Source organism: Bradyrhizobium sp. GCM10028915, from assembly GCF_042666195.1.
GTDB classification, from domain to species: domain Bacteria; phylum Pseudomonadota; class Alphaproteobacteria; order Rhizobiales; family Xanthobacteraceae; genus Bradyrhizobium; species Bradyrhizobium canariense_D.
In genome coordinates this window covers 898,137-922,827 of sequence record NZ_JBHTFN010000044.1, presented here as the reverse complement: position 1 = coordinate 922,827, position 24,691 = coordinate 898,137, and the positions used below count along the sequence as shown (strand labels likewise).

The following is a 24,691-nucleotide window of genomic DNA, read 5'->3' as shown; positions in this document are numbered from 1 at the left end:
TTAAGGCCCAGCCAGTTCGACGCAGGCGAGGCTCGGTCGCCGTCGGTGCTGTCTCAATCAGCAATAATTATTGAGTATCTGGTTCCTTAGGAACTTCGCTAAAAACCGAGCGCGTCGTTTAGGCGATTTTTCGACGATTTGGGGGATATTGATCCGCATGTGCGGGATTGTCGGCATTCTCGGGCGCCAGCCGGTTGCAGAGCAATTGGTGGATTCGCTCAAACGTCTTGAATATCGCGGCTATGATTCCGCGGGCGTCGCCACGCTCGAGGGCAAGCATCTCGAGCGCCGCCGCGCCGAGGGCAAGCTGAAGAATCTGGAGAAGCGGCTGGAGGCCGAGCCGCTCAAGGGCACGACCGGAATCGGTCACACCCGCTGGGCCACCCACGGCAAGCCGACCGTGAACAATGCGCACCCGCACGCGACCGAGCGTGTCGCCGTCGTTCACAACGGCATCATCGAGAATTTCCGCGAGCTGCGCGAGGAGCTCGAGAAGAAAGGCACGGTGTTCCACACCCAGACCGACACCGAGATCGTGCTGCATCTCGTCGACGACCTGCTCACGCGCGGCAACAAGCCGGTGGAAGCGGTGAAATTGACGCTGGCGCGGCTGCGCGGCGCGTTCGCACTCGGCTTCATCTTCGCGGGCGAGGACGATTTGATGATCGGCGCGCGCAACGGTCCGCCGCTCGCGATCGGCTATGGTGACGGCGAGATGTATCTCGGCTCCGACGCCATCGCGCTCGGGCCGTTCACCGACACGATCAGCTATCTCGAGGACGGCGACTGGGTCGTGCTGACCCATACAAGCGCTTCGATCTTCGACAAGGACGGCCATGCCGTCCAGCGCGAGAAGACCAAGCACGCGGCCTCGACCTCGCTGGTCGACAAGGCCAATTACCGCCACTTCATGGCCAAGGAGATCCACGAGCAGCCGGAAGTGGTCGGCCACACGTTGGCACGCTATGTCGACATGGCGACCGAGCGGGTCTCGCTGCCGGTCAAGCTGCCGTTCGACTTCAAGAACATCCAGCGCATCAACATCACGGCTTGCGGCACTGCGAGCTACGCCGGCTTCGTCGCAAAATACTGGTTCGAGCGTTTCGCGCGCGTGCCGGTCGAGGTCGATGTCGCCTCCGAATTCCGCTACCGCGAGGCGCCCTTGCGCAAGGGTGATCTCGCCATCTTCATCTCGCAGTCGGGCGAGACCGCCGACACCTTGGCCGCGCTGCGCTACGCCAAGGCCCAAGGCGTGCACACGGTGGCCGTGGTCAACGTGCCGACCTCGACGATCGCGCGCGAAAGCGAGACCGTGCTACCAACGCTGGCCGGCCCAGAGATCGGCGTCGCCTCGACCAAGGCGTTCACCTGCCAGCTCATGGTGCTGGCAAATCTTGCGATCGCGGCCGGCAAGGCCCGCGGCGAACTGACCGACGAGGACGAGACCAAGCTCGTTCACGGGCTCGTCGAAATCCCGCGTTTGATGTCGGATGCGCTCACCACCGAGCTCCAGATCGAGAAGCTCGCGCGCGAGATCGCGAAATCTCGCGACGTGCTCTATCTCGGTCGCGGCACCAGCTTCCCGCTCGCCCTCGAAGGGGCGTTGAAGCTGAAGGAAATCTCCTACATCCACGCCGAGGGCTATGCCGCCGGCGAGCTCAAGCACGGCCCGATCGCGCTGATCGACGAGACCATGCCTGTCGTCGTCATCGCGCCCTACGACCGGGTGTTCGAAAAGACCGTCTCCAACATGCAGGAGGTCGCCGCTCGCGGCGGCAAGATCATCCTGATGACCGACGCCAAAGGCGCGCAGGAGGCAACCGTCGAGTCCCTCGTCACCATCGTCATGCCCGATATGGCGGCGGCGTTCACGCCGATGGTCTATGCGGTCCCGGTTCAGCTGCTCGCCTATCATACGGCGGTCATCATGGGGACCGATGTCGACCAGCCGCGCAATCTCGCGAAATCCGTGACGGTGGAATAGGCAGAGGGGTCGAGTGCGGGACGCTTCGTGGTCTTCCAAAACCTGCTAGAAGACCCTAGCTTGGACGAAGCGACTGACTTGGAACCCGAATGAACCCCCGTGACGACGCGCCTGCGCCTCTTGATGCCGTGCCCGAGCCGCATACCGGCCTGATCGGCCGCTTCCGTAACTATTTCCTCACCGGTCTCATCGTGACGGGGCCGATTGCGATCACGCTGTATCTGGTCTGGTGGTTCGTCACCTGGGTCGATGGCGTGGTGCGGCCGTTCGTGCCGCTGGCCTATCGGCCCGAGACTTATCTGCCCTATGTCATTCCCGGCTGGGGGCTGATCGTCGCATTCTTCACGTTGACGCTGGTCGGCTTCCTCGCGGCCAATTTGATCGGCCGGACACTGGTCGATGTCGGCGAGACCTTCCTCGGCCGCATCCCGGCGGTACGCGCCATCTACCGCGGCCTGAAGCAGGTGTTCGAGACGCTGTTCTCGGGCAAGGGCTCGAGCTTCCGCAAAGTCGGCCTGGTTGAGTTTCCCTCGCCGGGCATGTGGTCGATCGTGCTGATCTCGCAAGCGCCGAACGAGGACGTCTCCCGCAGCCTGCCGGGTCAGGAGGAGCACGTCTCGGTGTTCCTGCCGTGCTCGCCGAACCCGACGACCGGCTTCTTCTTCTATGTGCCCAAGAGCAAGATCGTCGAGGTCGACATGAGCACCGAGGATGCCGCGACGCTGATCATGTCGGCCGGCGTCGTGCAGCCGGGCTCAGCGCCCGATTCGAAGAAGGCAGCGGCGCTGGCGGGCATGGCGAATGCCGCGCGTATTGCCAACGCCTCGGCGGCGGTGCAGCCCCAGCCTGCGAAGGTGGAGTAGGGCCATTCCCCTGCGGGATGGCCGCCGTTCACGCGGGCGTCTCGTCCTCTGCTAGTCTCCGATTGAACTGAGCGCGTTGCTCGGGCTTCGATCTGGAGTGCACGATGTCCAAAACTATTGCGATCCTCGCGCCCGGTGCCATGGGCAGTGCCGTGGCCCGCCGTCTCGGCGAGCACGGTGCGCGTGTGCTGACGTCGTTGAGAGGGCGGAGCGAAGCGACGCGCAAACGCGCCACGGATGCCGGCATGATCGGCGCCGAGGACGACGCGATCGCGGACGCCGACATCATCCTGTCGATCGTGCCGCCGGGCGAAGCCGTGGCGCTCGCCGAGCGGCTGGCCGGGCTGATCGTCCGGCGCGAGAAGAAGCCGGTCGTGGCCGATTGCAATGCCGTCAACGTCGATACCGTGATGAGGATCGAGGAGATCATCGGCTCGGCACAGGCGCCGTTCGTCGATGCCGGCATCATCGGGTTCCCGCCCCAGCCCGGTGGCAAGAGCCCGGCCTTCTACATGTCGGGCGAGCACGCCAAGGATGTCGCCGTGCTGAAGGATTTCGGGCTCGACGTGCGGATCGTCGAAGGGCCGGTCGGTGCCGCGTCCGCGCTGAAAATGTCCTATGCCGGGATCGTCAAGGGCCTCGCCGGGATCGGCGCGGCGATGGTGGTCGCGGCAACGAAAGCGGGGGCTGCGGATGCGCTGCGCGACGAACTCGCACTCAGCCAGCCCGCGGTTCTGGCCCGGCTCGAAGTCGCGCTGCCGGACATGATTCCGAAAGCCTATCGCTGGGTCGCGGAGATGCGGGAGATTTCCGGCTTCCTCGGCCCCGATCATCCGGCGAGCCAGGTTTACGAAGGCTTTGCGCGCTGGTTCGACCACCTCGCCGAGGATGCGAAAGGCGAGGCGGCGGATACCGACCTGATGAAGGCATTCGCCGCGCGCATCGCGCAGAAGAAATCCTGATCGTCCGGTCTCACGTCACCGCCATCCATCATGTGCCGTGCAGCGAATCCAGAAACCCCTGGATGTCTCGATCGCGTCTCAATCGCACGACCGGAACGTCAGCGCCATACTGCATACGCTCGGCCTCGATGACAGGCGCGCGCTCGGTGTCGTAGCGCCACGCCTCGCGCATCAATTTCCAGTCGAACTGCTCGGGGCACCCCTCCGGGAGATCAGGCCGGGCCTTGTCGCGATCGAAGGCGGATCGCAGGAGAATGCGCCACTGGCAGAGCCAGCGCGGGCGGTCGATGACGACCAGCGTATCGGCGCGCGCGAGCGTGAGATCGAAGGCAAGTCCCGAGAAGCTGCCGTCGACAACCCATGCGTCGCCCGCGATCGCCTCAGTAACCCGTGCTCGGAAGTTCGGTTTGTCGGATGGCTTCCATCCCGGCCGCCAGTAGAGCACGTCGAGATGCACCACCGGCAGCGCGAGCTTTTGCCCGAGATTTCGGGAGAGGCTCGTCTTTCCGCTACCCTGACAGCCTACAACGATGATCCGGCGCATCGTCGTAGGGTTCCATAAAGTCGGGCGAAGGGAAAGAGGAGGCCTCCGAACGCGCCTTATTACCTGGCATGTAATTGAGCCCATCTGCAGCCTGGCTACTGTCCCGGTTCATTCACCCGACAGGAAGCATTCCATCAAGCCTCCTGTCGCGTGTGTGTCGGTGCATGAGGAGAGAGCTATGCAAGTCGTGTTTACGAAGAAGGAGCCGCCGCAATGGCTGCTCGACATGTGGCGGGAGATCGACAACAAGACCTTCGGACCAGGCTTCGACTGTTTTACGGAAGATGCCGTTTGCAACCTCGGCGTCGCCGATTGGAAGGGGCGCGAGGCGATCCGCGGCAATCTGAAGGCCTTCATCGACACCGGATTCACCACGCTCCATCACATCACCGAATATTGGGACGCGGGGTCGCTGAAGGTGTTTCGGGGTGTCGTGGACATGACACCCGATGATCCCTCAATGAAGACGGTTCATCCCACGATGACGCACTTCTTCTACATGGACGAGAGGAACGACACCAAGGTACGGCACTGGGTCGGTGCCGTGGGGCCGGTCGCCTTCGGTTGATCGCCACGAACCTGCTACCATCGGCGGTGGTGCCTCGGACAAGCCGACTTACCGCCGCCGATGCGCGTTGACGATGCCGCACATCGACAGGAAGGATCAGTCGGCCATGAAAGCGACGGCCAGTGCCCTCAAGACGCGCGCCAGTTCCGCGGGCGCGCTGCTGCGTCAATGGCGGGACATTCGCGGCAAGACGCAGCTCGACCTGTCCTTCGACGCCGGCGTCTCGCAGAAGCACATCAGCTTCGTCGAGAGCGGCCGCAGCGTTCCGAGCCGCCAGATGCTGCTTGACCTTGCGCAAGCCCTCGACGTGCCCTTGCGCGAACGCAACGAGCTGCTGCTGGCCGCCGGCTATGCGCCGTCCTATTCCGAGCCCGCGCTCGAGGCGCCCGCCATGACGAGCATCAACCGTGCCCTGCAACGCATGCTGCGTCAGCACGAGCCGTTTCCCGCCATCGTCATGGACCGGTACTGGAACGTGCTGATGACCAATGAGGCCGCGCCGCTTCTGTTCAATTGCTTCATCGACATGTCCGCACGGCCGGCGCCACGAAACCTGCTGCATCTTATGTTCGATCCGGAGGGCATGCGCCCTTTTATCGCGAACTGGCCGCAGACCGCACGCGGGCTGCTGGCGCGGGTGTATCGCGAGGCAGTCGGACACGTGGTTGACATCAGGACGAAGGCGTTGCTGGAGGAGCTGTCGCAATACCCCGGGGTGAAGCCGGAATGGCGTGCGCCGTCGGCATCCGATGCGATGCCGATGATCCCGTTGTCCTTCGTCAAGGACGGTGTGACGCTGGACTACTTCTCCCTGATCACGACGGTTGGAACGCCGCAGACGGTGACGGCGGAGGAGCTGCGGCTCGAGTGCATGTTCCCCGCCAACGAGGGGACCGAAGCCGAGCACGGCAGGTTCTTGCGCGCGCACGCCGGTTGAGGAGACGTCGCGAGGCTCATCTGTTATTGTTTCTGCGAAAGCGGTCACTCCGCAATGGGAGTTCGAATGAGAGTGCTTGTGATCGGCGCGGGAGCGCTCGGAGGCTACTACGGAGCGCGCCTGGTCCGAGCCGGCGGCGACGTGAACTTTCTGGTGCGGGCCGGGCGTGCGGAGCAATTGCGGCGGAATGGATTGCAGGTCGTGAGCCCGCAGGGCGATTTCGCCGTGCAGCCGAAGATCATCCTGGCCAACGACCTCAAGGAAACGTTCGACGTCGTGCTCGTCGGGGTGAAATCCTACTCGCTCGACGATGCGATGGCCCAGTTTGCCCCGGCCGTTGGCGCCCACACGATGATTTTGCCGATCCTCAACGGGCTGAAACATGTCGACGCCCTGACGGCGCGGTTCGGCGCCGCTCAGGTTCTCGGCGGGCTCGCGAACGTCAGTGCCGGGCTCGATGCGGATGGCCGCGTCGTTCAGTTCATGGCCAATCAGACCATCGTCTTCGGCGAAATCGGGGGGTCGTTGAGCGAGCGTGTGCTCGCCCTGGAGACGCTGCTGCACGTGCCCGGTATCGACGTGCGCGCCAGCGAAGCGATCATGCAGGACATGTGGGAGAAATTCGTCCAGCTCTCGACGCTCGCCGGCATCACCTGCCTGATGCGTGCAAGCATCGGAGACATTCTGGCCGTTCCGAACGGCGAGCAATCCATCTTCCGCCTGTTTGCCGAATGCTGCGCCGTCGCCACGGGCTCGGGTTTTGAGCCGCGAGCGCCTTTCATCGAGTTTGACCGGAAGCTGTTCACGACCCCGGATTCCCCGCTCAAGGCCTCGATGCTGCGTGATATCGAGCGCGGCTCGGTCACCGAGGCGGAGCATATCCTCGGCGATATGGCCAACCGGGCTCGTGCACTCGGCATCGACACGCCCCTGCTGGATCTCGCCCGGGCGCATGTGGCGGCTTATGAGATTGGGCGGCAACGAGCGGCCAGCTAACCCGCTCCGATCAGCGGGATCGCTTCATCCCGCTCATACAGATACAGCAGGCAGCGCAGTGCCTCGCCGCGCTCGCCCTTGAGTTTTGGATCGTCCTTCAGGATGCGCAGCGCCTCGTCGCGGGCCTGCGTGATGAGCTGGCCGTGCACCTCCGAGCGGGCGATGCGGTAGCCGGGCAGGCCGCTCTGGCGCACGCCGAGCACATCGCCTTCGCCGCGCAGCTTCAGATCTTCCTCGGCGATCCGAAAGCCGTCGGTGGTCTCGCGGATCACCTTCAGCCGTGCTTTCGACATCTCGCCGAGCGGCTCGGAGTAGAGCAGCAGACAGGTCGAGGCCTCCGAGCCGCGCCCGATGCGGCCGCGCAATTGATGAAGCTGGGCGAGGCCAAAGCGTTCGGCGTTCTCGATCACCATGATGGTCGCCGCCGGCACGTCGACACCGACCTCGACCACGGTGGTCGCGACCAGCAGACCGATCTCGTGGGCGGCGAACTGGCCCATGACGCGGTCCTTCTCGGTGCCCTTCATCTGGCCGTGGACGAGGCCGACACGGTCGCCGAAACGCTTTTGCAGGGTTTCGAAGCGCTTGGTCGCATTGGTCAGGTGCTCGGTACCCTCGGCCTCGGATTCCTCGACCAGCGGGCAGATCCAGTAGACCAGCTTGCCGGATTCGAGCGCGCGGCCGATGCTGTCGGTGACCTCGCCGAGGCGGCTCATCGATATGGTGCGAGTTTCGATCGGCTGGCGGCCGGCCGGCTTCTCCCTGAGCTCGCTGATGTCCATGTCGCCGAAATAGGTCAGCACCAGCGTGCGCGGAATCGGCGTGGCGCTCAGCACCAGCACGTCGACGGCCTCGCCCTTTGCCGTCAGCGCCAGCCGCTCGCGCACGCCAAAACGATGCTGCTCGTCGACGACGGCGAGGGCGAGATCGCTAAAGATCACGTCGTCCTGGATCAGCGCATGGGTGCCGACGAGCAGGTCGATCTCGCCGGCTTCGAGTTGTGCCAGCAGGTCACGCCGCTCCTTGCCCTTTTCGCGGCCGGTGAGGATCGCGACCCGCATGCCCGCGCGCTCGGCGAGCGGCGCGATGGTCTTGATATGCTGACGAGCCAGAATTTCGGTCGGCGCCATCAAGGCGGCCTGCTTGCCGACCTCAGTGACGGCAGCGGCGGCCAGCAGCGCGACCACGGTCTTGCCGGAGCCGACGTCGCCCTGGAGCAGGCGCAACATGCGCACCGGCTGTTGTAGATCATTGGCGATGGCGGCTGCTGCGTCGCGCTGGGAGGTTGTCAGCGCATAGGGCAGGGCATCGATGATTTTGTTGCGGAGGTGCCCGTCGCCGGCGTTGCGCACACCGGCCGGGCGTCGCAATTGGGCGCGGATCAGGGCAAGCGCAAGTTGCCCGGCCAGGAGTTCGTCGAAGGCGAGGCGCGACCAGAACGGCTGGTCGGGCAGAATGTCGGTGAGCTCGACCGGCTGGTGCACGCGGGTGAGCGCCTCGGCGATCGGCGGGAAGCCGCAGCGGCGCAGCACCTCCGGGCTGATCCATTCCGGCAGTGCCGGGAGCTTCTGCAGCGCCTGCGCGACCGCACGGCGCAGCGAGCCGAGTGCAAGGCCCTCGGTCAAGGGATAGACGGGATCGATGCCGGAGAGTTTGGAAATCGCCTCCTCGTCCAGCACCCGGTCGGGATGCACGATCTGCGGGATGGCGTCGTACATCTGGAGCGTGCCGGAGACGAAGCGCTTCTCGCCGATCGGCAGCAGCTTCTCGACATAGCCGGGCTTTGCGCGGAAGAACGTCAGCACGACGTCGCCGGTGTCGTCGCTGGCGTAAACGAGGTAGGGCGCGCGCGCATTGCGCGGCGGGGGCGGGCGGTGGCGGTCGACCGTGACCTCCAGCGTCACCATGGTTCCCTGCACGGCGTCGCGGATCTTCGGCCGGGCGCGACGGTCGATCACCTGGCTCGGCAAATGCAGCAACAGATCGACCAGCCGCGGCGTCTCATTGCGGCTGAGCAGATATTGCAGCAGCTTGTCCTGCTTCGGACCGACGCCGGGCAGGCTGGTCACGGGGGCAAACAGCGGGTTGAGCAGGCTGGGGCGCATCAGGCGAATCTAGGACCGTTTTCGCTCGTCATGCCCGGCTTTATGCTTGGCATCCACGTGTTTTTTCGTGCCCCTGCGGCGGCAGCGGGCCATGACAAATCGAGGGCTGACAGGGCCCGCCCGAGTGGCTATATCACCCCGGCCCGGCACGTCCGGGCTTTTGGCGTTTGACTGGAATTGAGACATGACGGGAACGACACGATCGAGCAACGGGCTGGACGACCGCCGCAAGCGGCTTCTGTTCCGCTGCTGGCACCGCGGCACGCGCGAGATGGACCTGATCCTCGGCCGGTTCGCGGATGCCGAGATTGGCAATCTGTCCGATGACGAGCTGACGCAGCTCGAGACCCTGCTCGAAGAGGCCGATCCCGACCTCTATGCCGCCATCACCGGCGACAAGGTGCTTGCCGCCGACGTCATTGGCCCGCTGTTTGCGCGCATCAAGGGGTTTCCGATCGCGGACCGCGACGTATGAAGCAGGGGATGAAATCGCCGGCCGAGCTGCTCACGCCCGGCCGCGCGCTCACGCTTGCCAATGTTGCCGAGGGTGCCGAGGGCCTCGTCATCTCTGATCTCGCGCGCGCCATCGCGGCGCGGCCGAAGAAGCCGGCTGTCAGCCTCACGGTGATCTGTCGCGACGGGCCGCGGATGCAGCAGCTCGAACGTGCTCTGCAATTCTTCGCGCCCGATTTGCCCGTGCTGACCTTCCCGGCCTGGGACTGCCAGCCCTATGACCGCGTCTCGCCGCATGGTGGCGTCCTCGCCCAGCGCCTGACGACGCTGGCGCGGCTGGCGTCACTGACCGGTAGCGACAAGCCGCTGATCGTGCTGACCACGGTGAACGCCGTGGTACAGCGCGTGCCGGCGCGCGAGCTCGTCGCGGCGCAGGCGCTGTCGGTCGCGCCCGGCAACGTCGTGCCGATGGATACCATCATCGCCTGGCTCGAGCACAACGGCTACAACCGCTCCTCGACCGTGCGCGAGCCCGGCGAATACGCGGTGCGCGGCGGCATTCTGGACCTGTTTCCGGCCGGCCTGGACCAGCCCGTCCGTTTCGATTTCTTCGGCGACAGCCTGGAATCGATCCGCACCTTCGATGCCGAGACCCAGCGCACGCTGCTCGACATGCGCGCGCTCGATCTCGTGCCGATCTCCGAATTCCAGCTCGTCACCGAGACCATCCGCCGCTTTCGCATGGGCTACGTCGCTGAGTTCGGCGCGCCCGAGCGCGACGATGCGCTCTACGAGGCCGTCAGCGAGGGCCGCCGCCATCCCGGCATGGAGCATTGGCTGCCGCTGTTCCAGGACCGGATGGACACGCTGTTCGACTATCTGCAAGGAGCTTGCGTCGCGATCGAGCCGCAGGCCGAGGACGCCATCCGCGAGCGTTTCAAGCAGATCCTCGATTATTACCAGGCCCGCCGCGACGCCATGGAGCATCCGGGCGGCGGTGCCATCTACAAGCCGCTGCCGCCTGACAGGCTCTACCTGACCGAGGAGGAGTGGGGCAAGCGTGAGAGCGGGATGCCGTTGGTGCGGCTGACCCAGTTTTCGGTGCCTGCCGATGGTACCAGCGTGGTCGATGCCGGCGCGCGCAAGGGACGAGACTTCGCCCCGGAGCGCAACGATAACAAGATCAATGTCTTCGAAGCCGTCGTCGCACATGTGCATGGGCTGCTGACAAACCGCAAGAAGGTGGTCATCGCGCTCTGGACGGAGGGCTCGAGGGACCGCATGACCTCGATGCTGCGCGATCACAAGCTCACCCCCGTGACCAGCGTCAATAGCTGGCGCACGGTGCAGGCGACCCCGCGCAACGAGACCATGCTCGCCGTGCTCGGCCTCGAAAGCGGATTCGAGACCGACGAGATCGCTGTCATCAGCGAGCAGGACATCCTTGGCGATCGCCTGGTGCGGCCGCGCAAGGCGAGCCGCAAGCTCGACAATTTCATCTCGGAGGTGACGAGCCTCGCCGCCGGCGACATCGTGGTCCACGTCGATCACGGCATCGGCCGCTTCATCGGCCTGCAGACGCTGGACGTCGCCGGCGCGCCCCATGACTGCCTCGAGCTGCATTATGCCGCCGAGACCAAGCTGTTCCTGCCGGTCGAGAACATCGAGCTGCTGTCGCGCTATGGCTCCGACCAGACCACGCTCGAACTTGATCGTCTCGGCGGTTCGGGCTGGCAGACGCGCAAGGCCAAGCTCAAGAACCGCATCCGTGAGATCGCGGGCGAGCTGATCAAGATCGCCGCCGAGCGCCACCTCCATGAGGCGCCGAAGCTGCCGGTGCAGCCGGGCCTCTACGACGAGTTCTGCGCGCGCTTCCCCTATGACGAGACCGAGGATCAGCTTGGTGCGATCGAGTCCACGCTGAAGGACCTCGAGCTCGGCCGTCCCATGGACCGGCTGATCTGCGGCGACGTCGGCTTCGGCAAGACCGAGGTGGCGCTGCGCGCCGCCTTCGCGGTGGCGCTCGAAGGCAAGCAGGTCGCGGTCGTGGTGCCGACCACGCTGCTCGCCCGTCAGCATCACAAGACGTTCACCGACCGTTTCAAGGGTTTCCCGGTCCAGGTCGCCCAGGCCTCCCGGCTGGTGCCCGCCAAGCAGCTCAATCTGGTCAAGAAGGGCCTCGCCGACGGCTCGGTCGACATCGTCGTCGGCACCCATGCGCTGCTCAGCAAGTCGATCAAGTTCCGGGATCTCGGCCTGCTGATCGTCGACGAGGAGCAGCATTTTGGCGTGACTCACAAGGAGCGGCTGAAGCAGCTCCGCGCCGAGGTGCACGTGCTGACGCTGTCGGCGACGCCGATTCCACGCACACTTCAATTGGCGCTCACCGGCGTGCGCGAGCTCTCGATCATTGCCTCGCCCCCGGTCGACCGCCTCGCGGTGCGCACCTTCGTCGCCCCGCACGACCCCTTGATGATCCGCGAGGCGCTGCTGCGCGAGCGCTATCGCGGCGGCCAGGCGTTCTACGTGGTGCCGCGCATCGACGACCTCGCCGAGGTCAGGGATTTCCTCGACAAGAACGTGCCGGAGATGAAGGTTGCGGTTGCGCACGGGCAGATGCCGCCCGCCGTGATCGAGGATATCATGACGGCGTTCTACGACGGCAAGTTCGATATCCTGCTGTCGACCACGATCGTGGAATCCGGCCTCGACATCCCCAACGCCAACACGCTGATCGTGCATCGCGCCGACATGTTCGGCCTTGCCCAACTGTATCAGCTCCGCGGCCGCGTCGGCCGGTCCAAGCTGCGGGCCTATGCGCTGTTCACGCTGCCGGCGCAGCAGAAGATCACGGCGCAGGCCGAGCGCCGGCTCACCGTGCTGCAATCGCTGGAGACGCTGGGCGCGGGCTTCCAGCTCGCCTCGCACGATCTCGACATCCGCGGCGCGGGCAATATCCTGGGCGAGCAGCAGTCCGGCCATATCAAGGAGGTCGGCTTCGAGCTCTATCAATCGATGCTGGAGGAGGCGATCGTCAACCTCAAGGCTGGTGTGTCCGAGCCCGCGGCCGACCGCTGGTCGCCGACGATCACCATCGGCATGCCCGTGCTGATTCCGGAGGATTATGTCGGCGATCTCTCGGTGCGGCTGTCACTCTACCGCCGGCTCGCCGACCTCGACAGCGAGGAGGAGATCGAGAACTTCGGCGCCGAGATGCGCGACCGGTTCGGCGTGTTGCCGGACGAGGTGCGCTATTTGTTCAAGGTCGCCGCGATCAAGGCGTTCTGCCGCCAAGCCAATGTCGGCAAGATCGATGCCGGTCCGAAGGGCGCCGTCATCGCCTTCCGCGACAATTCCTTCGCCCATCCCGACCGGCTGGTGAGCTTCATCCGCAGCCACGGCCAGGCCGCGAAGGTGCGGCCCGACATGAAGGTGGTGTTCCTGCAGGACTGGGAGACGCCGGAAGAGCGTCTGGCCGGCACCACCGAGATCATGCGCCAGCTGGCGCAGCTCGCGCAGAGCAAGAAGGCGGCGTAGAGGTTTCTGGAGGCGGCGCGAAACGACGCGCCGCACTCGGATCTCGGAACAGCGACATATGATCACTTGCGCAATGATCGAACAGTTGCTAGGTTCGGTCTATCGAGTTTCGGCCGAACGACTTGGCCTCGCCGCTGAAAAGCGCGCCTGACTGACGACCCTCCCTCCAGATCTCGACGACACCCACCGCGCTTCTGAGCGCGGCTAAACGTTTATCTATCTTAAAGGACGATCCCCATGACGACGGGAACTGTGAAGTGGTTTAACAGCCAAAAGGGCTTCGGATTCATTCAGCCGGACGAGGGCAGCCAGGATGTCTTCGTTCACATCAGCGCCGTTGAACGCGCCGGCATGAATACCCTCAACGAAGGGCAGAAGGTTTCTTTTGAAATCGTTGCAGATCGCAAGACCGGCAAGTCTGCTGCTGAAGATCTGCGCGCCGCATAGGCTGTCGCAATCCCAATGACGTTGCTTTGACCACGGATGTACTGGCAGAGCTTCTGATTTTTTGACCCGCGACCGTTTACCGGCCGCGGGTTTTTTGCGCCAGCGGCCGGCCCTCGCGAATGAGAATGCGAACGGTGCGTTTCGCGTAAAGCTTCCACATGTGAGCAGTCGAGCTCCGACGGCAGCGAGCGCTCGCGGATGATTACGACGCCGCCCGCGATGCCTCGGCCGACAGCCGCCCAAGCAGCGACCTTGCCGTATCCGAGGGCGACAGCGAATCCACCGAAACGACGGGATCGCTGCGCATCTCGTGCTTGCCGTTCGACGTGTGCCGCATCACCGCGGAGAGGCGGCGGGCGATCATGTGCGCAGTGCGGAAGTCGGTCTCCGCGAACACGACGACGACCGAGCCGTCCTTCTGCGCCACGCCAAAATCCATCTGCCGCATCAGCCGGCTGAGAATGCGCGCGGCATCGAGCTGGGCGCGGGAATTGCCGGGATCGAAGGCGAAGCGTGCGACCGAGAGGCCGCCGCCGCGGGCCAGCGTCTGCTCGACCGCCTTGGCAAAATCGCGCGCAAAAGCTTCCGCCGTGAGCAGGCCGCTGCGCGGGTCGAGCCAGCCGCCGGCATCGATCGAGCGCAGCGTACGGCTCAGCTGGGCTTCCATGGCGTGCTGGCGGATCAGGGGCAGCGCGTTGGCGGCGACCTTCGCCGGCTCGCCCGGGATCAGTTCGAGATTGGGCAGGTCGTAAGTCTGCGTCAACTGATGCGCAGTGACGACCACGGGCAGGCTGCGGAAGCGGGTGTCCTCGGCGAGCACCGTGAGAAAGGCATCGGTCACGCGGGGGGTAAAACCTTCGGCGAGCACGACGCCGTCGAGGTCGCGGGTGTTGAGATGCTTGGCCGCTGCCTCGATCGAGAGCGCCCCGATCACGCCGACGCGCTCGCCGAGCGCGACGGAAAGCGCGGGGTAAGCCGCGCCGCGGCCGATCAGAAGCACCGTGGCATCGCGAACGGGATCAGCCTCCGGCAGCGCGACTTTGACCTCCGGCAGCCGGCGCAGCACCGTGGCATGGAGCGTGCGAATCCGTAGAGCGGCGCGAAGCCGCGCGATCAGGCGTTCGGAATGGCCGGCGCGCGAGGAAGAGAAGGGCAGGACGTTGTGCGGGAGCGCGCCCGCCGCATCCAATGCCACGAAGGGAAGGTAAGGGGATTGCTCTGCGATCTTGCTGGCGAGCGGCGCCAGATGCGGCTCGTGCCCGGCATGCATCGCGGCGAGAACCGCGGCCGGCTGCACCTCTTCGACCGCGCGCACCGCGCCGGCCCAGCCGGTGTCGATCACGGGAAAGAAGCGCGCCTCGTCCAGCGCCGCAAGGAAGGTCGGCCGCTCGCCATTGGACACAAACAGGATCGGGCCGGCCTGGGACATCGAGAAACTCTGGTCACGCAACAGGTGCTGCGCAATCTAGTCCGGCCGCCTTAATGCAGCGTCAATGGAACGGTCGAAACTCCGCTTAGACCGGCCCGGAACGGTCGCGAAAAGCTTCGACCATCAGGGGGTTAAGCCCGAGTTCGCTGAGCGCCTCGCGGGCGCGGGCATTGTCCTGGGCCCGGCCCGCGAGCCGGTGACCGGAGAGCCGGTCAGGCAGCGCGGTCAGCAGCGCGCCCTGACCGAGCCGGCGCGCCCATTCCTGCAGGTCGTTGGAGAGGAAGCGGTAGCCGCCGACGGCCATGATCCCGGAGGGCGGCGCGGTGATGCAGATCGCGCCGCTGGGACGGTCGAGCCGCGCGGCGTAGCCGGTGTCGACATAGTCGCGTGGCGGTTGCGCGATCAGGGTGTCGCCGACCGGCGGCGGCGGGGCGTAGGCCGCGATCGGCACCATAGGGCCGCGCAGCCCGAGCGTGCCCTTCGGCGTCAGCAGAATCTCGCCGGCGATCGACGAACCCGACTGCTCGCGCGGCGCGCCGTGCGGTCCCGGCATCACCGGCACCGGCATGCCGTCCTCGCCACGCCGGGCGCCGAACAATCCGGCCTCGCCGAACAGATAGACGTCCGTGAAAGGCGCATGCGGCGCAATCCATGCCTCGCTCGCCGACACCTGCTCGGGGGCGCGCCACAGGCCGATGACGTTGCGCAAGCTCGGCATCCGCGCCGCCAGCTCGGAATCGCCGAGCCGCTGGGCGAACTGTGCCGGTGCGATCAGCACGTCGCATTCGTGCGCATTGATCTGCTGCTCCAGCACGTCGTTCTCGAAGGGGTGATGCAGCGCCAGCGTGCCGCCGCACAGCAGCCACACCGCGAGCGAGGAGGCGAGCCCTGCGAACGACATCGGCGTGAACGCCGCCATCACGGTTGCGCCTTGCCTGATGTCGGCTTCCAGCGACATCGCGAGCCCCCCGGCGATCAGGCTGAAATGCGGCCGCGGCACCGGACGAAAGCCTTCCGCGGTGACGTCGAAGGAGATCATCGCCGCCTTGCGGCCATCCTGAATCACGGCGCGCGCTGTGCCGGGCGGACGGGCCTGCACGTCGTCGAGCGAGGCCATGCCTTCGGGCAGGTTGGTGCCGAAGCCGCAGACATGGCGAATCGAGAAGGCTTCCGCGGCCGCGTGCATGGCGAGATCGGCATAGCTGACGCCGTCGACCGTGCTCATGGTGACGATGGCGCGCGCCGCGGTACGATTGAGAGCGGCGGTCAGTTCGGCATGGCGCCAGAGCAGCGGCAGCACGGCGACGACAAGACCGGCGCGATGGGCGGCGAGAACGGTGAGCACGAACTCGACCGTATTCGGCAGTTGGATGGCGATGACGGAATTGGCCGGCAGGCCTGATTCGACGAAATAGGCGGACAGCGCCTCGATGGCGGTGTCAGCCTCGGCATAGCTCATCCGCCGCGGCTCGTGCCCGGTCACGCGGAACTTGTTCAGGGGGTCGAGCAGAGCGGTCGCGTGCGGCTGCCGCATCAGCGTGCGCTGAAACAGTGTGTCGAGCGTCGGCGATACGGCTGGCTGGTTCACGGCGTCACTTTGCTTGATGAGCTTGCGGCTGCCCCTTCGACCACCAGGTCTCCGGCAAATAGCCGGACAGCGAGGTGGCCTCTGGCCGTTCTATCCGATTCCAGCGCGCGATCCATTGCTCGGATACGTTAAACAGGGGGATTGTATAGAAACCGGAGATCAAAGCGCGGTCGAGCGCCCGCACCGCGGATACGAAATCCGTGTGTTCACGGGCTTCCAGCAGTGCGGCGATCATCGCATCGACCGCGGGATCCCGGGCCCCCATGTAGTTGCGGGTGCCCGGACTGTCGGCGGCAGCGCTCCCCCAGTAGAAATATTGCTCGTTGCCGGGCGACAGGGACTGGTCCCAGCGGTTCTGGATCATGTCGAATTCGTAGGCGAGCCGGCGCTGGTCGAACTGCACGGGATCGACCGATCGCACGCTGGGCTCGATGCCGGCGCGCCTGAGGTCGCGCTGAAAGGCAAGCGCGACGCGTTCCTGGTCGCGGGTCGTGACCAGGATCTCGAAGGTGAAGGGCGCCTTGGTCGCACGGTTGCGCAGCACGGTGCCGTCGAGATCGTAGCCGGCCTCCGACAACAGCTTCAGCGCCGCGCGCAGCGTGGTCCGGTCGCGGCCCGAACCGTCGGTCACCGGCAGGCGGTAGCTGCCGTCCATGATGTCAGGCGGGATCTGCGCGGCGAACGGCTTGAGCAACTCGCGCTCGCGCGCATCCGCAGGCTTGCCATACGCTGAGAGGTCCGAGCCGGCAAAATAGCCGGCGACGCGCGAGTAGAGGTTGAAGAAGTAGTTGCGGTTCACCAGCTCGAAATCGAACAGCAGCGTCAAGGCCTGGCGCACGCGGATGTCGGCGAATATGGGACGCCTCGTGTTGAACACCAGAAATTCGGAAGGTTGCGGCACGCCCGGCTTGAAGGTGTCGCGGATCACGTCGCCATTCTTCGCCGCGGGAAAGTCGTAGCCGTCGTGCCAGCGCAGCGGCTCGTGCTCGATGCGGAAATCATAGAGGCCGCGCTTGAAAGCTTCGAACTGGCCGTTGGCTTCGCGAAAATAGTCGAGCCTGATCTCCTCGAAATTGTAGAGCCCGCGATTGATGGCGAGGTCACGGCCCCAATAGTCGGGATTGCGGGTGAGCGTCACGCTGGCACCGGGCCTCACGGCGGTGACGCGATAGGGGCCGGAGCCGACCGGGCCCGACAGCGTCGTCTCCTCGAAAGCCGCGACGTCGACCGCATGTTTCGGCAGGATCGGCATCAGGCCGAGGATCAGCGGCAGTTCGCGGTCATTGGCTCCCGCAAGGTCGAAGCGGACGGTGAGGGGATCCGGCGCCTCGGCCCTTGCCACCTTGCCGTAATATTGCCGGTGGTTGGGGCGGCCGTGGTCGCGCAGCAACTGCCAGGAGAACAGCACGTCCTCGGCGCGGACCGGCTTGCCGTCGGAGAAGCGCGCGCGGGGATCGATGTGGAACGTGACAAAGCTGCGCTCGTCATCGGTCTCGACCGATCTGGCGAGCAGTCCGTAGAGCGTGAACGGCTCGTCATTGCCGCGCGCGAGCAGGCTCTCGACCACGTAGTTCCGGACCGGCTGCACGGCCAGTCCCTTGACGATGAACGGATTGAGGCTGTCGAAGGTGCCGAGAACGCCCCAGGTCAGCCGGCCGCCCTTGGGGGCGTCAGGGTTGACGTAAGGCATGTGGGTGAAACCGGCAGGCATCGCCGGCTTGCCGTGCATGGCGATGGCGTGGGCTTCCTCGGCCTCTGCGCCGCTGGCCGGAAGCCCCAAGGAAAACGGGAGCCCCAAGGCGAAAGCCAGGACACAGAGGCGGACGCAAAGACCTTCAGGACGGCCCTCGAGAAGGCGCTGGAACATGAACATGTGGACACGTTGATTCGAGGACCGCAGGCCTGAATCCTATCACAGGGATTTTCCCGGGGGCGCACGCCGACGCGCGGTCAAAGGCGCTTGTCGGCATTGATCTTTTCGTCGGCCACGTTAAGAAGGCACGCAATCGCGCAAGAGCGCCGAGCCCGTCACTTATCTGCCTCATTTGACGGGGAGAGAGCCGCGCCCAACGCGGCCAGGCTCGGTGCGTCGAAGCGGTTCGGGCACTTCCCGTTCAGAAAGGGTTTTCCGCAATGAATTTCCGTTACTTGGCCGCGTCCGTCCGGCCGCGCGGGCGACTTCTCGCCTTGTTGACGGCGACGGCGTTGGCCGTCCCGTTTGCCGCCGAGGCCCAGGCTCCCGCGCCAGCTCCGGGCACGCCCGCGCCCAAGGCGACCCCGAAGGCCGCTCCGAAGGCTGCCCCCAAGGCTCCGGCGCCGGCCGCTCAGGCACCGGCCCAGCCGGCACCCGCCCAGGGCGCTCCGGCGCAGGGCGCTCCAGCGCAGCAGGGCGCGGCCCAGCCGGCCGATCAGCAAATCCAGCTGATCTACGCCCCCTGGACCAAGTTCTGCCTCAAGGGCCAGGACGCCAATGCCAAGCAGGTCTGCTTCACCGGCAAGGACGGCCGTATCGAGTCGGGCCAGCCGGTCATCGCGGCCGTCATCATCGAGCCAGAAGGCGAGCCGAAAAAGATCCTGCGCGTGACGCTGCCGCTCGGCATGCAGTTGGTGCACGGCACCCGCATCATCGTGGACAACAATCCGCCGTTGCAGAGCCCGTATGTGATCTGCTTCCAGAACGGCTGCATGTCCGACTACGAAGCCACGCCCGAGTTCATCAACAACATGAAGAAGGGCCAGAACCTCGTTGTTCAGGCGATCAATGCCAACGGCGCACCGCTGACGCTGCCGCTGCCGCTCGCCGGCGAATTCCAGAAGGCCTATGACGGCCCGCCGACCGATCCGAAGGTGTTCGAGGAAACCCAGAGGAAGCTGCAGGAAGAGCTCCAGAAGAAGGCTGAAGAGCTGCAGAAGAAGCAGCAGCAAGCGCCTGGCGCCGCTCCGGCCGGACAGAAGTAATCAGGGATCAATCCCGCACATGAAAAAGGCGCTCGGTTCGAGCGCCTTTTTTGCTGGCCAGTTGATGGCTTCGAAACTCAGTTCAGCGAAGGATTGCGCGGGCGATAGCCGGTCTTGTCTTTGACGAAGATCTCGGCGACCTGGGAATGCCGGACCGGCTCGCCGGAATCGTCCGGCACGAGATTCTGCTCGGAGACATAGGCGACGTATTCCGACTCCGAGTTCTCCGCGAGCAGGTGATAGAACGGCTGGTCCTTGTGGGGCCGCACCTCCTCGGGGATCGACAGCCACCACTCTTCGGTGTTGTTGAATTCCGGATCGATGTCGAAGATCACGCCCCGGAACGAGAAGATCCGGTGGCGCACGACCTGTCCGATCTGGAATTTGGCGGTCCGCGCTTTAATCATTCCCCGTCGATAGACCAGGATTGTGGCCGATGCTAGTGCCCTGATCTGGAATTAACCCGCGGTTGCGGGGCAGATAGGCCCCCAATCTTCAGAAAACACTTCATCAATGGTCGATATCCTCAATCTGGCTCTACCATATTTCGGCTTGATCTTCGTTGGATTCGCCTGTGGCAAGGTCAAATCCCTGCCGGAATCGGGCCTCGCCTGGATGAACTTCTTCCTGCTCTATGTGTCGCTGCCGGCGCTGCTGTTTGCGATCATGTCGAAGACGCCGTTTTCGGAATTGAACAACCCGCCGTTCCTGGTCGCGACCACCCTGTCGACCGTTGCGGCGTTCACACTCGCGCTGGTCGTCGGCAAGGTTTTGGGCGGGCTGACGCTGCGCGAGGCGACGCTCGCCGGGCTCTCCGGCGGCTACGGCAATATCGGCTACATGGGACCGGGGCTGGCGCTCGCCGTGCTCGGGCCGAAGGCCTCCGCGCCGACTGCCCTGATCTTCTGCTGCGACAGCATCTTCCTGTTCACGATCGTGCCGTTGCTGATCGAGCTCTCCGACCGCGATCATCCCTCGATCGTGCATGCCTTCGGCGTCGTGCTGAAGCAGATCGTGCTCAACCCGCTGATCATGTCGGCCTGCTTTGGCGCGGCCTTCGCATCGCTGCATATCGAGATGCCCGTCGCACTCGATCGCACCATCACCTTCCTCCAGAACGCAGCCGCTCCGACCGCGCTGTTCGTGCTCGGCGTGACCGTGGCGCTCCGCCCGTTCGATCGGGTCCCGTGGGAAGTGCCGGGCGTGATCGCGATCAAGCTCCTGATCCATCCGCTTGCAGCTTTCGGCCTGATGCTGGCGCTCGGCCCGTTTGCGCAGCCCTGGGCCGCGACCGCCGTGCTGATGGCCTCGCTGCCGCCGGCGCTAAACGTGTTCGTCATCGCCCGGCAGAACGACGCCTGGATCGAGTCTGCCTCCGTCGCGGTGCTGCTCGGGACGTTTGCGTCCGTGGTCACGCTGACCAGCGTGATGTGGGCGATCCAGACTGGCCGGCTGGCGTTTCCTTGAGCGGCGGTTACTTCCGCCAAGTCGGCGTGAGCCCCTCGCGCATCGCAAAACGCCGGAGCGGGCCGATCGCGCCGAGCAGGTGCATGCCGACCGCGCGGACGGGCTGGAGTGGCAGGAAATCGTTGAGCAGCGAGCGGTTGGCGATGTCGATCGCAAAGGTCCGGCTCAGGATGTCCGGACGCCGCGCCCGGTCATAACGCTTGAGCACGTCTGCTGCGCCGGGATCTTGGCCTGATGCGATGGCCTCGCCTGCAAGCCTCGCAATGTCGGCGGCATCGCGGAGGCCGAGATTGAGACCCTGGGCGCCGATCGGGGGAACCACATGGGCGGCTTCGCCGACCAGCGCAATGCGGTCGCCGCCGAAGGATTTGGGACGTTCGATCGCCAGCGGGAACAGATGGCGGCCCGGCTCCACCGTCATGCGCCCGAGGATCGAATGCGACTGCTTCTCGATCGCGGCGGACAATTCCTCATCGCTCAGGCCGCGAAGCCGCTCGGCGTCCGCAGGCGCCGAGACCCAGACGACGCTGGAACGATCGCCGGGCAGGGGCACGAACACGCAAGGACCATGCGGGGTGTGGAACTCGGTCGAGACGTTGCGGTGGGGCCGCGCGTGCCCGACGTTGAAAGTCAGTGCCGTCTGGGTCAGCTCGCGCCGCGTCACCGCGATGCCGGAGGCTTCGCGGCACAGCGAATGCCGGCCGTCGGCCCCGACCACGAGGCGGGCCGAGAGAAATTGCGCAGCGGCCGTGCGGATCGCAACGTCATCGGCTTCGATGACGACAGTTTCGGCCTCGTCGTCGAAACGGACGACATCGGGCAGTTCGGCCGCGCGCGCTTCCAGCGCCAGCATCAGCGAGCGGTTGTCGATGTTGTAGCCGAAGGCATCGAGGCCGATTTCGTGGCAGGAGAACCGGACCTCCGGCGCACGAAACAGCCGGCCGGTGTCGTCGACGAGCCGCATGATTTCGAGCGCGGCCGCCTTGTCCTTGCAGCGCGGCCAGACGTCGAGGCTCTCCAGCAGATCGACGGAGGCACCGAGTAGCGCCGTGGTTCGATTGTCGGCATAAGGCATGCGACGCGCCACCAGCGCGGTCCGTGCGCCCGCCTGCGCCAATGCGATGGCGGCGCTCAGTCCCGCCGGTCCGCCGCCGATCACGGCCGCGTCAAAGAGTGTCGATGCATCTGTCATGGAACGACATTGGACATGCCCCGCGGCAAATTCAAGCCCACTCATATTTCCCTGATTTTATGACGAATTGTGCGACCAGGCGCCGCAATGGCTTATGTGCAAACCGGTGTCATTCTGATAGCAGAAGTCATGGACAGCCAAGAGGATTCCCTGAAGCCCAGGCCCGCGATCCGCGCCGCTGCCTTCTCGGTGCACATCTTCACCGCGTTCGGTGCGGCGATCGCGCTGCTGGCGATGCTTGAGGCCGTGCGTGAGCACTGGGCGGCGATGTTTCAATGGCTGGGCGTCGCCCTCATCATCGACGCGATCGATGGGCCGATCGCGCGCCGGCTCAACGTCAAGGACGTGCAGCCGAACTGGTCGGGCGACGTGCTCGACCTCGTGGTCGATTTCGTCACTTACGTCTTCGTGCCGGCCTATGCGATCGTGGCCAGCGGCTTGCTGCTGCCGGTCGCAGCTCCCCTGCTCGGCGTCGCCATCATCGTCACCAGCGCATTATATTTCGCCGATCTGCGCATGAAAGCGGACGACAATCATTTCCGCGGTTTTCCGGCGCTGTGGAATGCGGCGGCGTTCTATCTGTTTCTGCTGCACTGGCCGCCGCTGCTCTCGACGCTGCTGGTAGCGGCCCTGGTGGTGCTGACCTTCGTGCCGTTCCACGTGCTGCATCCGGTGCGCGTCGTGCGGCTGCGCTGGCTGACGATGTCGCTGATCGCCATCTGGGCTCTGCTCTCCTTCTACACGCTGCAGATGGACTTTCGCGTCGGCACCGGTGTGACTGTCGCGCTCTGCGCGATCGCGCTCTGGATCAGCTTCAGCGACGCATTGATACGGCTGACAAGATCCTTCGCATGATGCACCTGTTGACCAGCCCCGAAGCCTGGGCCGCGCTCCTCACCTTGACCGCGCTCGAGATCGTGCTCGGCATCGACAACGTCATCTTCCTGTCGGTGATCGTCTCGCGCATTCCCGAGAAGCAGGCGCACCGCGCCCGCCAGATCGGGCTCGCGCTGGCGCTGATCTTCCGCATCATCCTGCTCAGCCTCCTGGTCTGGCTGATCGGCCTGACCGCGCCGGTGTTTTCGTTTTCCGGTTACGGCTTCTCCTGGCGCGACCTCATCCTGATCGGCGGCGGTCTGTTCCTGATTGCGAAGGCGACGCACGAGATTCATGGCGAGGTCGAAGCCGATGACGGCGAGGGCGGCGAGAAGTCACCTCGTAACGCTTTCTTCTGGGTCATCGTCCAGATCGTGATCATCGACATCGTGTTCTCGCTGGACTCGATCATCACGGCGATCGGCATGGCGCAGGACCTCGAAATCATGATCGCGGCCGTCGTGATCGCCTGTCTCATCATGTACATTTCGGCCGGACCGGTGTCGCGGTTCGTCGCGGAGCATCCGACCACGAAAATGCTGGCTCTGGCCTTCCTGGTGCTGATCGGCGTCGCGCTGGTTGCGGACGGATTCCAATTCCACATCCCGCGCGGCTACATCTATTTCGCGATTGCGTTCTCGGCAGCGGTCGAGTTTTTCAACGTGCTAGCGAAACGCAACCGCAGGAAGACCGGCAAGCCGTCGGTCTAGGCGTTCCAGCCCGCGTCGAGTTGACAAGGCGGGCGCGATGTCTTTCGCTGGCCCGCGAGAAAAGGAGGTCAGGTGATGACCAAAGCCGTCCGTGTGCACAAGGTCGGAGGCCCCGAAGCCCTGGTCTATGAGAGCGTCGATGTTCCGGCGCCCGGGCCCGGCGAGGTGCGCATCGTCCAGCATGCCGTCGGCCTGAACTTCATCGACGTCTATTACCGCACCGGCCTCTACAAGGCGCCGGGGCTGCCCTTCATCGCCGGCAACGAAGCCTCGGGCGAGGTCGTCGCGGTCGGGCCGGGCGTGACGAATTTCCATCCCGGCGACCGCGTCGCCTACTACCACAATCTCGGCGCCTATACCGGCGAGCGCAACATCCCCTGGGAGCGGCTGGTCAAGCTGCCCGACCACATCACCCACGAGCAGGGCGCCGTGCTGATGCTGAAGGGGCTGACGGTGTGGTATCTCCTGCACAAGACCTTCAAGGTCGAGCCGCATCATCGCGTGCTGATCCACGCCGCGGCCGGCGGCATCGGCCTGCTTGCCTGCCAATGGGCGAGGGCAATGGGTGCCCACGTCATCGGCACCGTCGGCTCGCGCGAGAAGGCTGCGCTTGCCGAGGCCAATGGCTGCGACCATGTGATCCTCTACAACGAGGAAGACTTCGTTGCGCGCGTCAAACAGATCAGCCGCAACGAGGGCTGCGACGTGGTTTATGACGGTGTCGGCAAGGCGACGTTCCCAGGCTCGCTGTCCTGCCTGAAGCCGCGCGGGATGTTCGTCTCCTTCGGCAATGCCTCAGGCCCGGTGCCGCCGTTCTCGATCGCCGAGCTCAACACCCACGGCTCGCTGTTTGCGACCCGGCCCAAGCTCAACGACTATATCGGAACGCGCAAGGAGTTGCTGGAAGGCGCTGACACGCTGTTCGCCGCCGTCATTAACGGCAAGCTGCACGTGCCGATCAACCATGCCTACGCGCTCAAAGACGCCGCCAAGGCGCATATCGATCTCGAGAGTCGCAAGACCACGGGCGCGTCGATCTTGAAGCCGTAGAGAACGTCTTGCCGAAGTCGTCATG

Annotated in this window: 21 protein-coding genes; 14 read left to right on the top strand and 7 right to left on the bottom strand. The window is 65.1% G+C overall.

All coding sequences use genetic code 11. From position 1 onward, the window contains the following. Positions 1-157 precede the first annotated feature (157 nt). From glmS to ACFQX9_RS24550, 3 genes are all read left to right on the top strand, one after another. Positions 158-1,984 (top strand): glutamine--fructose-6-phosphate transaminase (isomerizing), encoded by a 1,827-nt coding sequence (gene glmS / locus ACFQX9_RS24560; RefSeq protein ID WP_204511260.1) that lies wholly within the window; start codon positions 158-160, stop codon positions 1,982-1,984. Between the two features lie 89 nt (positions 1,985-2,073). Further along, the gene (locus ACFQX9_RS24555; RefSeq protein WP_018457941.1) at positions 2,074-2,847 is read left to right on the top strand and encodes a DUF502 domain-containing protein; all 774 of its coding nucleotides are present in this window, start codon (positions 2,074-2,076) and stop codon (positions 2,845-2,847) included. 104 nt (positions 2,848-2,951) lie between these two features. After that, complete coding sequence (locus ACFQX9_RS24550; RefSeq protein ID WP_377790931.1) at positions 2,952-3,809, top strand: DUF1932 domain-containing protein; 858 nt, start codon at positions 2,952-2,954, stop codon at positions 3,807-3,809. 28 nt (positions 3,810-3,837) lie between these two features. Here ACFQX9_RS24550 and ACFQX9_RS24545 read toward each other — a convergent pair whose 3' ends face one another. Then, complete coding sequence (locus ACFQX9_RS24545) at positions 3,838-4,269, bottom strand: AAA family ATPase (RefSeq protein WP_247410404.1); 432 nt, start codon at positions 4,267-4,269, stop codon at positions 3,838-3,840. 262 nt (positions 4,270-4,531) lie between these two features. Between ACFQX9_RS24545 and ACFQX9_RS24540 the strand changes: the two genes are divergently transcribed. The 3 genes from ACFQX9_RS24540 (at position 4,532) to panE (ending at position 6,854) form a co-directional block, all read left to right on the top strand. After that, positions 4,532-4,921 (top strand): nuclear transport factor 2 family protein, encoded by a 390-nt coding sequence (locus tag ACFQX9_RS24540; RefSeq protein ID WP_377790929.1) that lies wholly within the window; start codon positions 4,532-4,534, stop codon positions 4,919-4,921. Between the two features lie 106 nt (positions 4,922-5,027). Next, positions 5,028-5,858 (top strand): helix-turn-helix domain-containing protein, encoded by an 831-nt coding sequence (locus tag ACFQX9_RS24535; protein WP_377790927.1) that lies wholly within the window; start codon positions 5,028-5,030, stop codon positions 5,856-5,858. Between the two features lie 66 nt (positions 5,859-5,924). Then, positions 5,925-6,854: a 2-dehydropantoate 2-reductase gene (panE, locus tag ACFQX9_RS24530; RefSeq protein WP_377790924.1), complete on the top strand. Its 930-nt coding sequence runs from the start codon at positions 5,925-5,927 to the stop codon at positions 6,852-6,854. Here the strand turns inward: panE and recG are convergent. Then, entirely contained in the window at positions 6,851-8,959 is a 2,109-nt protein-coding gene (gene recG, locus ACFQX9_RS24525; protein ID WP_377790922.1) for an ATP-dependent DNA helicase RecG, read from the bottom strand. The genes panE and recG overlap by 4 nt on opposite strands. Before the next feature lie 184 nt (positions 8,960-9,143). Between recG and ACFQX9_RS24520 the strand changes: the two genes are divergently transcribed. The 3 genes from ACFQX9_RS24520 (at position 9,144) to ACFQX9_RS24510 (ending at position 13,396) form a co-directional block, all read left to right on the top strand. Then, positions 9,144-9,434 carry a succinate dehydrogenase assembly factor 2 gene (locus ACFQX9_RS24520; RefSeq protein WP_018457934.1) on the top strand — a complete coding sequence of 97 codons (291 nt, stop codon included), beginning with the start codon at positions 9,144-9,146 and terminating at the stop codon, positions 9,432-9,434. Then, positions 9,431-12,949, top strand: coding sequence for a transcription-repair coupling factor (gene mfd, locus ACFQX9_RS24515; protein ID WP_377790920.1), 3,519 nt, complete (start codon positions 9,431-9,433; stop codon positions 12,947-12,949). Before ACFQX9_RS24520 ends, mfd begins: the two co-directional genes overlap by 4 nt. Positions 12,950-13,186: 237 nt before the next feature. Beyond that, positions 13,187-13,396 (top strand): cold-shock protein, encoded by a 210-nt coding sequence (locus ACFQX9_RS24510; protein ID WP_018457932.1) that lies wholly within the window; start codon positions 13,187-13,189, stop codon positions 13,394-13,396. 202 nt (positions 13,397-13,598) lie between these two features. Here ACFQX9_RS24510 and ACFQX9_RS24505 read toward each other — a convergent pair whose 3' ends face one another. The 3 genes from ACFQX9_RS24505 to ACFQX9_RS24495 all read right to left on the bottom strand — a co-directional run bounded on the left by ACFQX9_RS24505 (position 13,599) and on the right by ACFQX9_RS24495 (position 18,286). Beyond that, entirely contained in the window at positions 13,599-14,825 is a 1,227-nt protein-coding gene (locus ACFQX9_RS24505) for a hypothetical protein (protein ID WP_085353104.1), read from the bottom strand. A gap of 85 nt (positions 14,826-14,910) precedes the next feature. Then, on the bottom strand, positions 14,911-16,413 hold the full coding sequence (locus ACFQX9_RS24500) for an AMP-binding protein (protein WP_247296681.1): 1,503 nt from the start codon (positions 16,411-16,413) through the stop codon (positions 14,911-14,913). 4 nt (positions 16,414-16,417) lie between these two features. Next, positions 16,418-18,286, bottom strand: a complete 1,869-nt coding sequence (locus ACFQX9_RS24495; protein ID WP_377790917.1) for an extracellular solute-binding protein — start codon at positions 18,284-18,286, stop codon at positions 16,418-16,420. Positions 18,287-18,546: 260 nt separating this feature from the next. Between ACFQX9_RS24495 and ACFQX9_RS24490 the strand changes: the two genes are divergently transcribed. Further along, positions 18,547-19,371 (top strand): invasion associated locus B family protein, encoded by an 825-nt coding sequence (locus ACFQX9_RS24490; RefSeq protein ID WP_018457928.1) that lies wholly within the window; start codon positions 18,547-18,549, stop codon positions 19,369-19,371. 77 nt (positions 19,372-19,448) lie between these two features. Here ACFQX9_RS24490 and hspQ read toward each other — a convergent pair whose 3' ends face one another. Then, positions 19,449-19,778, bottom strand: a complete 330-nt coding sequence (gene hspQ, locus ACFQX9_RS24485) for a heat shock protein HspQ (RefSeq protein WP_018457927.1) — start codon at positions 19,776-19,778, stop codon at positions 19,449-19,451. A gap of 106 nt (positions 19,779-19,884) precedes the next feature. Between hspQ and ACFQX9_RS24480 the strand changes: the two genes are divergently transcribed. Then, complete coding sequence (locus ACFQX9_RS24480) at positions 19,885-20,838, top strand: AEC family transporter (RefSeq protein ID WP_204511255.1); 954 nt, start codon at positions 19,885-19,887, stop codon at positions 20,836-20,838. A 7-nt stretch (positions 20,839-20,845) separates the two neighbouring features. On the opposite strand, the gene ACFQX9_RS24475 is transcribed toward ACFQX9_RS24480, so the two are convergent. Beyond that, a complete protein-coding gene (locus tag ACFQX9_RS24475; protein ID WP_018457925.1) occupies positions 20,846-22,030 on the bottom strand; it encodes a UbiH/UbiF family hydroxylase in 1,185 nt (394 codons plus the stop codon). An 87-nt stretch (positions 22,031-22,117) separates the two neighbouring features. Between ACFQX9_RS24475 and pcsA the strand changes: the two genes are divergently transcribed. The 3 genes from pcsA to ACFQX9_RS24460 all read left to right on the top strand — a co-directional run bounded on the left by pcsA (position 22,118) and on the right by ACFQX9_RS24460 (position 24,666). Continuing rightward, positions 22,118-22,885: a phosphatidylcholine synthase gene (gene pcsA, locus ACFQX9_RS24470; protein ID WP_085353096.1), complete on the top strand. Its 768-nt coding sequence runs from the start codon at positions 22,118-22,120 to the stop codon at positions 22,883-22,885. After that, complete coding sequence (locus ACFQX9_RS24465; RefSeq protein ID WP_018457923.1) at positions 22,882-23,616, top strand: TerC family protein; 735 nt, start codon at positions 22,882-22,884, stop codon at positions 23,614-23,616. The genes pcsA and ACFQX9_RS24465 overlap by 4 nt, the downstream gene beginning before the upstream one ends. Before the next feature lie 75 nt (positions 23,617-23,691). Next, positions 23,692-24,666: a quinone oxidoreductase gene (locus tag ACFQX9_RS24460; protein WP_018457922.1), complete on the top strand. Its 975-nt coding sequence runs from the start codon at positions 23,692-23,694 to the stop codon at positions 24,664-24,666. The last annotated feature ends 25 nt before the right edge of the window (positions 24,667-24,691 follow it).

Coding starts and splice junctions, on each gene's coding strand:
- ACFQX9_RS24555 (WP_018457941.1), top strand. CDS start 2,074: ATGAACCCCCGTGACGACGCGCCTGCGCCTCTTGATGCCGTGCCCGAG.
- ACFQX9_RS24505 (WP_085353104.1), bottom strand. CDS start 14,825: ATGTCCCAGGCCGGCCCGATCCTGTTTGTGTCCAATGGCGAGCGGCCG.
- ACFQX9_RS24465 (WP_018457923.1), top strand. CDS start 22,882: ATGATGCACCTGTTGACCAGCCCCGAAGCCTGGGCCGCGCTCCTCACC.
- panE (WP_377790924.1), top strand. CDS start 5,925: ATGAGAGTGCTTGTGATCGGCGCGGGAGCGCTCGGAGGCTACTACGGA.
- mfd (WP_377790920.1), top strand. CDS start 9,431: ATGAAGCAGGGGATGAAATCGCCGGCCGAGCTGCTCACGCCCGGCCGC.
- hspQ (WP_018457927.1), bottom strand. CDS start 19,778: ATGATTAAAGCGCGGACCGCCAAATTCCAGATCGGACAGGTCGTGCGC.
- ACFQX9_RS24550 (WP_377790931.1), top strand. CDS start 2,952: ATGTCCAAAACTATTGCGATCCTCGCGCCCGGTGCCATGGGCAGTGCC.
- ACFQX9_RS24490 (WP_018457928.1), top strand. CDS start 18,547: ATGAATTTCCGTTACTTGGCCGCGTCCGTCCGGCCGCGCGGGCGACTT.
- ACFQX9_RS24480 (WP_204511255.1), top strand. CDS start 19,885: ATGGTCGATATCCTCAATCTGGCTCTACCATATTTCGGCTTGATCTTC.
- ACFQX9_RS24495 (WP_377790917.1), bottom strand. CDS start 18,286: ATGTTCATGTTCCAGCGCCTTCTCGAGGGCCGTCCTGAAGGTCTTTGC.
- ACFQX9_RS24540 (WP_377790929.1), top strand. CDS start 4,532: ATGCAAGTCGTGTTTACGAAGAAGGAGCCGCCGCAATGGCTGCTCGAC.
- ACFQX9_RS24460 (WP_018457922.1), top strand. CDS start 23,692: ATGACCAAAGCCGTCCGTGTGCACAAGGTCGGAGGCCCCGAAGCCCTG.
- glmS (WP_204511260.1), top strand. CDS start 158: ATGTGCGGGATTGTCGGCATTCTCGGGCGCCAGCCGGTTGCAGAGCAA.
- ACFQX9_RS24520 (WP_018457934.1), top strand. CDS start 9,144: ATGACGGGAACGACACGATCGAGCAACGGGCTGGACGACCGCCGCAAG.
- ACFQX9_RS24535 (WP_377790927.1), top strand. CDS start 5,028: ATGAAAGCGACGGCCAGTGCCCTCAAGACGCGCGCCAGTTCCGCGGGC.
- ACFQX9_RS24510 (WP_018457932.1), top strand. CDS start 13,187: ATGACGACGGGAACTGTGAAGTGGTTTAACAGCCAAAAGGGCTTCGGA.
- pcsA (WP_085353096.1), top strand. CDS start 22,118: ATGGCTTATGTGCAAACCGGTGTCATTCTGATAGCAGAAGTCATGGAC.
- ACFQX9_RS24475 (WP_018457925.1), bottom strand. CDS start 22,030: ATGACAGATGCATCGACACTCTTTGACGCGGCCGTGATCGGCGGCGGA.
- recG (WP_377790922.1), bottom strand. CDS start 8,959: ATGCGCCCCAGCCTGCTCAACCCGCTGTTTGCCCCCGTGACCAGCCTG.